The following is a 13,399-nucleotide window of genomic DNA, read 5'->3' as shown; positions in this document are numbered from 1 at the left end:
TTTTTTCATTACAACCTTAAGAGGTGGACGATCTATCTAGCTGAGTTACAGAAATATCTTATATATTATATAATAATTGTGATAAAAACGCAAGAGTTTTTTTATAGCAACTATTTTATACTTTTCCGATACGAATTGAAAATAAGATACGATTCTTATTGGAATAATCTGATTTTATTTAGAGTTTGTTGGCCTTGATAAAACTGTAATTTAATGAAATCGAGAAGTAAGTATTATAAACCATTCTCAATAAGAATAATAAAAATAACGTTAAAACTTTTTTTCTTCAAATTTGAATGAATTATTAGTAGGCATATATTCTAGAATTGTTACAAATAATCACAAAAGGCTGGTTCTAATAAAACCAGCCTTTTGTATTATATTGAGAGAAAAGAGAAGAAGAAAACGTTAGTTAATTATTTTTTTCTGCGTGTAATAGCCAATGCTGCACCTGCAACTGCCAATGCTGCGATTCCAGCAATTGGAGCAAAGTCGCCTGTTTTCGCTGCATTTGCTTTGGTTGTAGTAGATTCTTGCCCTGTTTGTGTTCCATCAACAGTATTGCCATTGTCTGTTGGTGTTTCAGCTGGGGTACCATCTACTGCTACCAACCCGTCTATTGCTGTTCTTACTGCATTTACAGCTAAGTCTACATCGTCTTGGGTTGCATTTTCATCTGCTAATACTGCGTTTGCATTATTTACTGCTGCTTCCAATACGCTGTAAGATTCTGCTGTATATGCACTTGCATCCAGTTTGCTTGCTTCTGCAAGAACATCTTCCAAAACGGATTTATCTGCTTTAAATCTTAGTTCCATCATAGCATCAAGTAATGCACTGGATACTGTGTCGATTTCAGCTTGCATTGCATTGTCATCTTCGTAAACCGCACGAGCTGCTTTCAGTGCGTCAACAAATTCTTGTTTGCCAGCTTCTACGTACCGGTCTAGGTTTGTTTCGATGCTGCCTGCTGCGGAAATCAAACTACCAAGGGAAGCTTTGTCACCTTGTACAAATCCGAGTTTATGGATTTCATTTAATAATGTTCTCCAAGCATTATCCACTGTATCCTGGTCCGCTGTGATATCTGCTGCAACGTTTTTCGCGTTTGTCAAAGCTGCTTCAAATGTTTCACGAACCATTGGGATTACATTCTGATATGCTTCATCTTGCATTTGTGCATCTGCGTAATCAATTACATCGTTCAAGATAGTTTTGTTTGTTTCTACAGCTGGAACGTAGCCATCTGCTAAGGAAACTGTCAGAACACCATCGTTAACAGCGAAGTTATAAGAACCAGCAGCAACGCGGAAACTTGCAACTTCCATGTCATTGTGGATGGTCATACCTGTGAATTCGATACCAGTGATATTTGTGAAGTTTTCCACTGCGGAAGCTTCAACTGGTAGATAAAGTGTAGCTGTTGTGTTCGCTGGAACAGTGGTATTATAAGTAGTTAATTTTCCGTTTTCAGCAGTCCAACCGCTTTCAATTACACCATAGTAAGAGTCATAAGAAGCTTGAACATCATTGATTCCGCCTGTTGTATCAATAGAAGGTGTTAAATCAATGTGTTTGAAGCCTGGATTTGCTTCATCTCTGCTGATACCAGCCATTTCTTGGTACATCCACTCTAAGCAAGCGCCGAAGGAGAAGTGGTTAAAGGAGTTCATACCAGGTTCCATAAAGCTGTTTTCTTTCGAGTAGGAGTTCCAACGTTCCCAGATAGAAGTAGCGCCCTGTTCTACAGAGTACAACCAGGATGGGAATTGATTTTGTTGTAACAGTTTATAAGCGTATTCACGTTGGCCATTTCCGGACAGAGATGGCAGGATTACGTTTAAGCCTAAGAATCCAACTGCCAAAGTATCTTCTGCATAGCCAGGACGGAAGGAACCATCTTCATTTTTAATGCTTTCCAACAGTTTGGAAATGATGTACTGTCTGTGTGCTTCATCTTTGTAGAAGCCGAGTTTCAGTGCCCAGGAAATAGCTGTCTGAGAGTTATCCACATATTCGGTGTGGTAAGTATCACCTTCGGATTTACCATCAGCGGTTGCACTGAGGATGTCTCCATTTTCAGCAACATATTTTTCAAAGAAGAATGCTTTTGTTTCATCAAAGATCTGGTTGTATTTATCAACTTTTTCTTGATAACCTAATGCTTCTGCCATTTTAGCCATTAATTGAGCATCGTATGCGCGATAACAAAGATTTAAATATTGGATAGAGCAAGCCTGTAAAGATACCCAGTCTCCATACCAATTTTCATTATAACCTTCACCATTTGGACCAATTGCATCCATGTAAGCATCCATCTGGTCAAAACTTTCTTCGATAATAGAGATATCACCGGTTTGTTGATACAGAGTCCATGGAAGAACAATACCAACGTCACTCCAACCACTACTTACATTTTTACCATAACCTTGTTGAGCGGGCATAACTGCGGTATAAAGGTCATTATAACTAGCAGCCTGATCATCACAAATTGCCTGATAGTTTTGCAGGAATGCTACAGAATCAAAGTTAAAGGTACCTGTTCCTGCAAACAGCTGTACGTCACCTGTCCAACCACAACGTTCGTTTCTCTGTGGGCAGTCTGTTGGAATGGAGAGGAAGTTGCTTCTCTGGCTCCACAGAACATTGCTGAACAGTTGGTTTAAGTCTGCGTTATTTGTTGTGATGTTACCAGTTTGTTTGGTTGCGGATGTAATTGGCACACCAACAACATTTTTAATGGTAACTGGTTTTGTAGCAGTGATTTGAACGTATTGGAAACCGAAGAAGGTAAAGTCTGGACGATAAGTTACTTCAGCTTCTTCACCAAATTTGTATACTGCTGTTTTTTCACCTCTAAGGCTAGCAGTATAAATGGTACCATCTGGACCTGTACTACCGCCTCTTGGCATATCTGGGTTTTTATTACCATCGTTTAACATTTCAGCATGGCTGAATACGACAGTAGTACCTGGTTCTGCTTCCATAGTGGTTTCCAGAACACCAGCCATATTTTGGCCCAGGTTTACAATTAATCTTTCGCCAGGTTGAATGGTTACTTCTTCATTCATCAGGTCTACGTTGTGTCTTACAACTTCGCCCAGAACATGTTCAGAAGTGCCACCTTCTTCTTTAGAATAGTTGATTTCAGAATCTTTGTAGGTGAAAGAACTGGTTTGAGGATACTGGTTGTTTTCTTCATTATAGTAAGCAACCGCTGCACCGTTGTTGGAAATGATATCTCCATTATAAGTGATGATGCGAACATCATTCCAGTCTTCAGACTGTGTGGTGTCAAAGCTTGGTAAATTCCATCCTGGAACTTCCTTGCTTGCGTCGTATTTTTCACCGCCCCATTTAACGCCGTCTACAAAGTTATCTGGATCGGTTGTAGCGTTTGGATCAAAGGATCCATTGGTATAGAAATCGTGATTGTAGATAGGGCCGTTTTTATTGTATTCCCAAGTATCATCGGTAGCGATGGTTTGTTCTGTGCCATCTTCGTATTCAATTACCAATTTACCAATCATCGCTAGGTCAAGATCGCCTTCACCGCCAATAGCAACACCTTTGTATCCGTTAGCGGAGATGCTGCTCTTATACCAGCCTCTACCGAGTTCAGCACTCAATACCAAGTCTGTGCCAGAGATATAATCAGTTACATCATAGGTTTGATATTGGATATAGTTGTTATAGTTTACCCAGCCTGGATCAAATGCGGTTTCGCCTTTTTCACTTTCAACCAATTGGCCGTTGATGTACGCTTTGTAATCACCCAAAGCGGTCATGTACAATTTCGCATTTTTGATAGTTTTATCCTGAATGGTCTGTTTTGGGCTACGCATCATTGCTACTGCGTAATCGGTTTCGCCAGGGGATACCCATTTTGCGTCATCCCAGCCGTCTACACCCGTAGAAAAAGTAGTGTCAGCAGTTGCCTGGTTTCCGTAGTTATCCCAAGAGGTAACAGAAACAACATAATCTGTCTCTGGAGCCAATGGGGTTTTGCTTGCATATTCAACAGCAATACTGTTATCGCTGTTTACTTTTCCGCTATCCCAAGCCAGATTACCATCTGTATCTTTTACTACAATCTGATAAGCAGTTTGTTCTGCGCCAACCAAGTTGGAATCCATTTTCCAACCAAAACGTGGAGCTTCAACATCAATTCCTTCTGGGGAATCCACATATTCAACAGTTAAATCTTTCAGGTTTACGTTTGTATCTGGTGTTGCTGATACATTAATGCTAGCCATTAGTGTTGTCATTGTTAATGAAGTTGCAACCAGTGCAGATAAAACTTTTGCCCATTTTTTGTTCTTCATAATACAATAATTTCCTCCTTTATGATAGATTACCTTTTGAATAAAGCGAATACCAAAATTGGTATAAACTGTTTCCCTCCTTCTCATTTATATTTGCGGTTTATTTTTTCTCCATTCTTTATGTCCAGCATACTTTTTAACCCCAATACCGAACTTGTGGAGAGCCATCCGCCTTGATTGCTATTATGCACTACTTTATGCAATTTGTATATTGTCCAGTGGGTAAAAGCTTAACTTTTAGGTAAAAAATCAAGTTAACATTTGGGTACAATATTCTCTTTTGGATATTTTTTCATAAAAATCTACCATTTTGTGATAATTTATGATAAAATAGATGCAAAAGGAATTTTGGGAGGAAAAGATATGTTTAAAGTATTTAAAAAATTATCATTATTGATCGTATTGGTCTTTGTTTTAATTTTTATTGTATCTAATGCGATTATTGATGTTTCTTATTATACTTATTTTGAACATATGATGGCGGATAAGCTAAGCCAATCGGTTGAAGTTGCAAGTTCTTCTTACACACAAAGTTTTTTTGATACGATTAAAAGGGAAGCTGTAAAATTAGTAACGGAAGAACCATTAAAAAACTTTTTAGATGGTTCTAATGCTCCAGAAGATACACAGGAATTTTTAACTTACCGTACTGATGTATCTGTTTCAGAATATATTGAGGTATATTCTGCCCAAAGGGATGAAGCGGTTTTTTACGATGAACAAGGGGATTATTTCGGAACTAGGAACGGCAGTGCGGAAGTGGACTTTTCAAATAGTGACAGAGTTTTTTCATCAGTAGCGATTCCAAATGCCCAGGGCGAAATGGACCCCAATAATCCATTTCAATATCGTACTTTGATCTACCAAAAAATATCGGAGGATGGTTCTTATATCGCTTCTGGATTGTGCGCTCATGTGACAAGAGTCAGTATTTTATCCGGGCTTATCCTTCCAAAAAATATCTCTTATACCGATATTCGGAATGGGATAGTAACAAATACTGGCAGCAATATGTATTTAGTGAATTCCGATGGGGTTATTTTATCGGATTACTTTTTACAAAGCACTGGAAAATCATTAAAGGATTATGACCTGGATGCTCAATTTAAAAATAGTCCATTTGATGAGGAAAATAAATATTTTGATTATAATGAGCCATCCCGCTTGGTTAGTTGTGGATATCAGCCAAAACCGGGGTTATATATTGTAGGGGTAATACAAAAGCAGGATATTATTTCCGCGATTCTCCCAACATTATTGATTATTGGCATCTCTATTTTTGTGGTACTGGCGATTTTCTGTACCCTCTGCCTATTGATCTTATACCGTGCGTTTTCCCCGTATGAAAAACTGGTGAAAAAGGTATCTGAAACCTCGAATTCTCAGCTTGATGGCGCCCAATTATTGGATGAAGCGATTCAAAAAGGATTAAAAGCAAAACAAAAAGCATATGAAATGGCGATTTCCGATTATATTTTGGATATCGAAACCGATGTGGATACCATTACAGAATTGGAACAATGCTATATTGGTTCCTATACCCCTGTTATTTGCCAAATTGATAATTATAATCGGATTTCCTACCATACAAAAGCAACCCATAAATGCCGCGAAGTAATTGAGAGCATTTTTGGATTAATTGGAAAAACATTATGTGTGCACTTGGATAAAAACAAACTGTTTTTTATCCTGTGTGGCGATACAACCACAATCGCTCTAAAAGAGGTGTTGACAGATTGCCAAAATGCATTAAAAAATTCCGAAATTAGTACTTCTTATATTATAGGGCAGACCCAAACGCAGTTAAAGGATATTAAAGACTCCTATGATGAGATGCAAAAAAATATGTTTATGTCAATTTGTTATGGACCTGGTAATATCCTTACGGAAATTCAGGAAGTAGATCCAGTAGAGTTCCCAACCAACACAATCTCTGCTTTAATTGGAAGCATAAACACTTGTGATACCGAAAAGGTTACCAAATTGTTAGACCAAATCTTTGAAGATTTCCAGGGAAAAGTTAGTCCGCTCATCCCCATTTACCTGCTTCAGATTGCCTTGAATGTCATCAGTCATATCACTTCGTTTGACAGCAACCAGACCCTTTTTGATTATCAGGATATCCTCAATAAAATAACAGAGGCATCCAGCCTATCGGATGCTAGGACGGTTCTTTCCCAATTGTGCTTTGATGCTTGTAGCTATTTGGTTTCTTTCCAAAATAAATCCAAAAGCAAACAGGATATTGAACAAAAAATGATTGACTACTTAAATGAAAACTACAGCAACCCCAATCTTTCCCTTACCTATATTTCCAATATCTTTGGTTATTCTCCAAAATATCTGGGTCGTATTTTCAAAAATTATACCAACACCTTCTTTACCCAGTATTTAACTACCTTACGTATGGAAAAAGCACGGGATTTAATCTTAAATACCGATTTACCAATTGCGGATATTTTTGAATCGGTTGGTGTAACTACCTTGCAGCATTTTTACCGGCTGTTTAAAAAGCAGTTTGGAAATTCTCCCGCCGCTATGCGGAAAAACAAACCAAAAGAATAAATTTGTTTGCCCAGCTTTTTTGCTGGGCTTTTTTAGGTGCTTTAGCTGGAAGCCGGAACGCACATCTTTGCGTTGTGTGGCAACATCAGATGTGATTACTATTCAGCAAGCCACTTCAATATAGCAAGCAATGCAAACATATACATGTTTGCGATTTTGGCGGATTTTCTCCCCGCCAAATAACTCCCAAGCCCCCAAGATCGTCCCCTTCATTGACGGCTGCGAATCCTGTGGACGCTGAAATGTGAAATAAACAAAAAACTCTAAATGGTTTGTCCATTCACATAGAGTTTTCTTATTTCTCGTTCACTTGGCATAGGTCAGTATTTTTACAATACTTCTTTATGCACCTCTGCTATTTTTGGGCACACTATAAAACTCAATCGAAATAAAGAATATTATTCCGTTTAATAGTACTACAGAGAACCCCCTATTATGATACCAATGTACTTTTTCCTTAGAAAACTGTAGCGCTTTTTTAAGTCATCCAAATAATTGTGGTCAAGCATTAGTACATTTTGTTTAAGTGACTTATATTCATAATCGTGATCTGACAAACAGGTAACTAAAATAATCCCAAGTCCTATCACAACACATATTGCACAAAAAATCAGACCGACGACCGTATTTTTACCGAAAAGAAAAAGCGGAACAGATTATTATGCCAATACCAATCGCTATTCTGCGGGAAAAATTTTTCTCGTGTAAAATTCACGATTCGGCTTTTTCACGGCTTACATAACACCCATCTGTTGATTGTGTATCAAAAGATAGTCAATGGAAACTTCAAAAATATTATTAAGTATCATTAACTTTTCTGTTTCAGGAAAACCTTGATTATTTTCCTATTTGCTAATCGCCTGACAAGTGGTGTTAACCTTCTCTTCCAATGCCTCTTGTGACAGACCTCTTTCTTTTCTCAGCTTAAATAGTTTTTCACCAAATGCCATAGAGGGTACCTCCTTCTGTTTGAATTCTAATAATATTATATCAAAACAGAACTTTTTAATCTATCACTCTGAAAATGCACTTTGTCAACTACGGGTTGCGCCTTTGTTTTTCATAGGGTGAGCCTGTATTTAGTTGCTTTGTTATTTTCTCAATCAACACATTTGAATTTTTCGCCTCAATTGGGATGCTGTATTCATTTGCTTTATTGCAAACGAATAGCCTCAAATCATTTGTGAGAAGCATAAAACCGATATCGAGATAATTTTGATGAACATAGTTATACAGTTCAAAACCATTTCCATCTGGCATATTCAAATCCGAACCTACAAGCTCCGCTTGATCTATTTCGAGAAATTGTTTTGCAGACTGTAAACTATCTGTTTCCGCAACAGAAAAACCATTTTTCTGGAAAAATTTCGCTAATAGCTGCCGAATAAAAGAGTCATCATCGACAAGCAAAATTGTTTTCATTTTCTCGCCTCTAATCTTTTTTTAGGAATAGGGAAAAGATGCTGCCATTTTCATTAGATATTACTTTGATATACCCGTTCTGCTTATTCACAATATCACGGGTAAGATAGAGACCGATCCCTACGCCGTCAACTCCCGCCGACTGCTTTCCACGGTAAAACCTACCGAAGATCTTTGCCTGTTCTTCTTCGGGAATCCCAATTCCGTTGTCGGATATATCCAGCCGCAGATAGGATGGGTATTCGATAATTTTTAAACCCACAACACCACCGTTTGAGGTGTATTTCACAGCATTGTCAAGCACGTTGGTAATGGCTTCTGCCGTCCAGTTAAAATCGAGCAGGGCTTCAAAGGTCTGTTCGCAGTCAAAGGTAATGGTGATGTTTTTTCCCCTTGCCTTGGCATAAACCGTTTTTACCGCCTGCAAAACAATATCGTTTAGGCTGTTTCGTTCGGGTTTTAGACGGATAATGCCACTTTCCAAACGGGACATTTTAATCAGGCTGTTTGTCAAAAAGGTCAGCTTTTCCAGGGATATTTGCAGAGTGGCAATATATTCGTTTCGCTCCTCGTCGGATAATCCTGTATCACCGAGCAGCTGCGCAAAGGTGTTCGCCGCCGCTACCGGCGTTTTGATTTGGTGGGAAATATCAGAAATCAAAGTCTTAATATGCTCTTTTTCCTGTGCCAGCATTTGATTCTGCGCTCTTAAAATATTGCGGAGCTTTAGAAGCTGGTGCTGCAGCCGTGCGGTCAGGGTGTCCTCAGCTTCTGAAAAAACCGTCCGTTCCTGCTGCTCCACCAAAGCTTCAATGAGCAGTGTGATCTCTTCCAAGAGGTTATCGTTATAGCGGTTGTGCAGAAAGTCCAGCAGAAACAACAATCCGCATAAAAACACAAAAGCAGCAACGATAAAAAGCATACGGAAAAGAATGTCCTCCATAAAAAAGAACACACCAATCGATACCGCCGCTGTGGCAGCACCTGCCATTAAAATCAGTTTTCTGTAAATTCCAAAATGCTTCATCGTCATTCTCCAAAGGTATAGCCCATACCAAAAACCGTCACAATGTATTCCTGCTTTTCATCATTCAGCTTCTGCCGCAGCCGCTTAATGTTCACACGCACCGTATTGTCATCCACAAAGTTCCCGTCTATATCCCAAAGCTGTTCCAAAAGCATGGCCTTTGTAACAACCCTGCCCCTGTTTTCCATCAGATAAAGGAGAAGTTTGTATTCCGTTGAGGTCAGGTGTATTTCCTGTCCCTTCATCAAAACAAGGCACTTTTCCTTATCCACTTCTAAATCCCGGTATCGGACGCGGGCAGTTCCGCCACCGGTCCGTTTTAAGACCGCCAGCACCTTTTTCCGCAAAACTTCAATAGGAAAGGGTTTGGAAATATAATCGTCGCAGCCCGCCGAAAAGCCGGAAAGCATATCTTCCTCGGTGTCGTTGGCGGTCAGGAACAAAACAGGTGTTTCAGAAGTTTCACGGATTTTTTCACAAAGGGCAAGGCCGCTGCCGTCGGGCAGGTTAATATCCAGAAGGAACAAATCAAACTTTTGCTTTTGGTATTGCTGCAAGGCTTCCAGATAGCCATAGACTGCTGTAACCGTATGCTCGTCCTTTTTTAAGGCGATAGAAATGCCCTTGCTCAAAATTTTGTCATCTTCAAGGAGAAAAATATTTGCCATAGCCGCAGAACACACCACCTTCCTCAATATACAGAGTTGCGGGAACAGACGCAGCAGCGCTGCGTCCGTCCCGCAAACTCACTTAGTTTTCAAAATTGTGCAGCCGCTCAATGACCGTTTCATCTGAAGTCGCCTTGTAAACAATGGCAGGAACGCTCAGGCAGATCACAAAGATTGCTGCGATCAAACCGATGACAAGTGCAACAGGGTACTCAAATACCGCATAGTTTGCTATGTGGGGAACGGCGTCCGCCACCAACATTAGGAAAGTATTTCCAAAAGTCATAATCAACAACGTAGAGATGAGAGCGTAAATACCGCCTTCCAAGGTCAATATCTTTCTAATCTGCTTTTTCGTTGTACCAATGCTTTCCATAATAGCAAATTCATTTTTTCTTGCTACTACGCCGGTCAGCATCACATTAACAAAGTTAATCAAGCCAATGATAATGAGCAGAATTGCTGCACCGTTTCCTAACAGATTGACAGAATAGAACGTCTGATTAAATAGTTCTTTCTGGTTAACAGCAGATTTCATCTGCCACTCCGATGTGGTCAAGGTACTGTTGATTGCCTGTAATTCGCTGTCAATTTGTTCCAAGTCATTGAAATTCTTAATATCCACGCCGATTGCGGAAATGATCGGTTCTGTCGTCAGGCGTTCCATACCCGCTTCGCTGACGAAGATGATATTCGGCACAATATGAATGTCTTTTCGTCTGCCAATACTATCGGAAAGATTATTCCCATAATCGTCATAGTAAAAAGCTCCGTCGATTTTGAAATCGGTTGCCTTGCCATCAGTGCTGTCGGCGGTCAGCGTCAGTGTTTCACCCACTAAAGCGGTATTGGGAGCGTTATATTCGGTATCTTTTCCTGCAATCGCTGTTTCGCCACGCTTGAATGCTTCCATGTCAATGGGCGTATCCGGATGCTTGGCATTGTATTCTTCCAGCGCCTTGTCATCGTCAAGCGTTGTGATATAGCAGCCGTACTCACCGGATTCAGCGTACCCTTTCAGCGTCTCTATCGTCTGTTCATAGGATTGCCCTTTGGACTTATATCTGCTGTCCTCATATTGGATTTTCATAAAGCCTTCCAAAGCGGTTTCATCAAAGTCAATGCCCGCCCAAACGGTCTTTTGAACATCCACATTTTCAATACCATTGACTTGCTTGATCTGTTCCACAAAATGTTCGTCAAACTGCGGTACTTCCTTGTTGGGCTGTTCAGCCTGCTCAAACTGGATATCGTTGTACTCAAAGTGATAATCCATATATTCTTTAATAAAGTTTTCGGCGTTCATACTTCTTATGACTCCGTTTACGCCTAAAATCATGGTGATACCCATAAAGAGGGACATAAACACAAGAATCGCACGTTTTTTGTCACGGAATACATTGTGGAACGCCATCACGTGCAGCTTACCGCCATTGGTAGAATTTCTGCTTTTCGTTTTCTTCGGCGCGAAGTTCTGGAATTTCAGCGCTTCCACAGGGGAAATTTTTGCCGCCGCTTTTGCCGGCGCATTGCAGGCAATCCAAACTGTTACCGCCGAAAAGAGGATAGACAGGATATAGATCGACGGATGGAAGAACACCTCGGCATCCATTATCGACTTGCCCTGTTCAAAGCCCTCATTCAAGACAAGAGGAACAATGCCAAAGGAAACGGCGGTAGCTAACAAAATGCCAATGGGAATACCGATACAGGCAAACTTAACCGCCTGACTTTTCACCAGCGATTTGATCTGCGCCTGTGTTGTACCCAGCGTTTTCATCAAACCATAAAAACGGGTATCCTTTGAAATGGAGATATATAGGATATTGTAAATGAGCAGATAACCGCTGCCAATGATGAAGAATACCAAGAGGATCACCATTGCGATAACTGAACCGCTTGATGATTTCATTGAAGCCGAACCGCTAAAAGACTGGTTCTCGTTTAACTCCACATCTTTTTGAATCCGTATAAAATCGTCGGGCATTTTCTTCAGCGATAAAGAGAGAACGCCGTCCTGTGCCATTGTATAGCCTGCGTTTTTACAATAGCTTTCTGAAACAAAGCCCATTCCCGTGCCTGCATAGGAATGGAACCAGCCGCTTAATGTGAAAGTCCTTTCCTGCTGACCGTTTTTATCATAGTAGGACAAGGGGATTTCCATATTCAGCTTCGGGTCTGTAATGCCAAGCTGTGAAAGTGCGTCCTCCGATAGCATGATTTCATTTTCGCTTGCGGGGTATTTGCCCTCCAAATCCTTAATGGCTTCCTGATAGTGTTTTTCCCATTCAGTGGTGTCGTAATACTGGAGTGCAATGGAAAGCTCTCGTCCCTCGTCATTCTTCTCGGCAACCGAGCCGACCATATACTGCGTACCAATGGTTTTGACATAATCTAAGTTTCTAATCTGCTGTTCCTGCTCCGCCGTCGGCATCGCAAGGGACACATTTGCGGTTGTACCGGCCGTTCGTACCTGCATTAACTTCATATTTTCCATATAGTTAATGCCTAAACTGAACACCGTGGTGATCATAAAGGTGGTGAGGACGATTGCAAACACCGCAAACAGATTGCGGGTGCGGTTTGCTTTCATCATGCCTTTTTCCACCCGCTTGACCGCACTTTTATTCCGGTTAGCGTGCATACTTCACACCTCCCAAAATAACCTTGCCGTCCTCAATGCGGATTGTGCGGTCTGCCATTTGAGCGATTTCTTCATTGTGAGTAATCATAATGGTGGTCTGATGAAATTGTCTGCTGATGGATTGCATTAGCAGAATCACGTCCATACTGGTTTTAGAGTCCAGATTTCCAGTAGGCTCGTCAGCAAGGATAATAGCGGGCTTTGTTGCAAGTGCACGGGCAATCGCCACTCTCTGCTGCTGGCCGCCGGAGAGATTGTTCGGCATATTTTTGAGCTTTCGCTCCAAACCGAGGGTGTGGATAATTTCTTTTACAAAATCCGTATCGGTCTTGCCACCGTCGATCTCAATGGGGTACACGATGTTCTCATACACATTGAGGACCGGAAGCAGATTGTAGTTCTGAAAAACAAAGCCGATGTTTCTGCGGCGAAAAATGGTTAATTCCTCGTCCTTCATTTTCAAAAGCTCCTTGCCCCGAATCGTGACGCTACCGGAAGTAGGACGGTCTAACCCGCCGATCATATTCAGCAGGGTGGATTTACCGCTGCCCGATGTACCGATAACGGCAACAAACTCGCCTTCTTCTACAGAGATAGACACCCCGTCCAAAGCGTGGACTTCGCTTTCTCCATTGCCATATATCTTGCGTAAATCTTTTGTTTCAAGAATTGCCATAACTAAAACCTCCAAGTTCTTTTTATGATTTTAGTATAGCGTCCACTTCTTACAATCTCATTACAATGCAAC

The 13,399-nt window shown here is 40.6% G+C and carries 7 protein-coding genes; 1 reads left to right on the top strand and 6 read right to left on the bottom strand.

The features are described from left to right. Positions 1-416 precede the first annotated feature (416 nt). On the bottom strand, positions 417-4,325 hold the full coding sequence (locus tag H8Z77_RS05505) for a family 78 glycoside hydrolase catalytic domain (RefSeq protein ID WP_186996413.1): 3,909 nt from the start codon (positions 4,323-4,325) through the stop codon (positions 417-419). Between the two features lie 363 nt (positions 4,326-4,688). Between H8Z77_RS05505 and H8Z77_RS05500 the strand changes: the two genes are divergently transcribed. Continuing rightward, on the top strand, positions 4,689-6,890 hold the full coding sequence (locus tag H8Z77_RS05500; RefSeq protein ID WP_186996412.1) for a helix-turn-helix domain-containing protein: 2,202 nt from the start codon (positions 4,689-4,691) through the stop codon (positions 6,888-6,890). Positions 6,891-7,928: 1,038 nt separating this feature from the next. Here the strand turns inward: H8Z77_RS05500 and H8Z77_RS05490 are convergent. The 5 genes from H8Z77_RS05490 to H8Z77_RS05470 all read right to left on the bottom strand — a co-directional run bounded on the left by H8Z77_RS05490 (position 7,929) and on the right by H8Z77_RS05470 (position 13,327). Then, positions 7,929-8,312 (bottom strand): response regulator, encoded by a 384-nt coding sequence (locus H8Z77_RS05490; RefSeq protein ID WP_186996411.1) that lies wholly within the window; start codon positions 8,310-8,312, stop codon positions 7,929-7,931. A gap of 10 nt (positions 8,313-8,322) precedes the next feature. Beyond that, entirely contained in the window at positions 8,323-9,345 is a 1,023-nt protein-coding gene (locus tag H8Z77_RS05485) for a sensor histidine kinase (RefSeq protein ID WP_286165464.1), read from the bottom strand. Continuing rightward, positions 9,342-10,007, bottom strand: a complete 666-nt coding sequence (locus H8Z77_RS05480; protein WP_177827858.1) for a response regulator transcription factor — start codon at positions 10,005-10,007, stop codon at positions 9,342-9,344. The genes H8Z77_RS05485 and H8Z77_RS05480 overlap by 4 nt, the downstream gene beginning before the upstream one ends. A gap of 82 nt (positions 10,008-10,089) precedes the next feature. Beyond that, positions 10,090-12,651, bottom strand: a complete 2,562-nt coding sequence (locus H8Z77_RS05475; RefSeq protein WP_186996410.1) for an ABC transporter permease — start codon at positions 12,649-12,651, stop codon at positions 10,090-10,092. Next, positions 12,641-13,327, bottom strand: coding sequence for an ABC transporter ATP-binding protein (locus tag H8Z77_RS05470; protein WP_186996409.1), 687 nt, complete (start codon positions 13,325-13,327; stop codon positions 12,641-12,643). The genes H8Z77_RS05475 and H8Z77_RS05470 overlap by 11 nt, the downstream gene beginning before the upstream one ends. Positions 13,328-13,399: the final 72 nt, after the last annotated feature.

The organism is Clostridium facile (assembly GCF_014297275.1).
In the GTDB taxonomy this organism is placed as follows: domain Bacteria; phylum Bacillota; class Clostridia; order Oscillospirales; family Ruminococcaceae; genus Massilioclostridium; species Massilioclostridium facile.
This window is presented reverse-complemented; position numbering and strand designations above follow the sequence as displayed.

Excerpts from the sequence above, each read along its gene's own strand:
- H8Z77_RS05505 (WP_186996413.1), bottom strand. The coding sequence starts at position 4,325 with ATGAAGAACAAAAAATGGGCAAAAGTTTTATCTGCACTGGTTGCAACT.
- H8Z77_RS05470 (WP_186996409.1), bottom strand. The coding sequence starts at position 13,327 with ATGGCAATTCTTGAAACAAAAGATTTACGCAAGATATATGGCAATGGA.
- H8Z77_RS05490 (WP_186996411.1), bottom strand. The coding sequence starts at position 8,312 with ATGAAAACAATTTTGCTTGTCGATGATGACTCTTTTATTCGGCAGCTA.
- H8Z77_RS05480 (WP_177827858.1), bottom strand. The coding sequence starts at position 10,007 with ATGGCAAATATTTTTCTCCTTGAAGATGACAAAATTTTGAGCAAGGGC.
- H8Z77_RS05485 (WP_286165464.1), bottom strand. The coding sequence starts at position 9,345 with ATGACGATGAAGCATTTTGGAATTTACAGAAAACTGATTTTAATGGCA.
- H8Z77_RS05500 (WP_186996412.1), top strand. The coding sequence starts at position 4,689 with ATGTTTAAAGTATTTAAAAAATTATCATTATTGATCGTATTGGTCTTT.
- H8Z77_RS05475 (WP_186996410.1), bottom strand. The coding sequence starts at position 12,651 with ATGCACGCTAACCGGAATAAAAGTGCGGTCAAGCGGGTGGAAAAAGGC.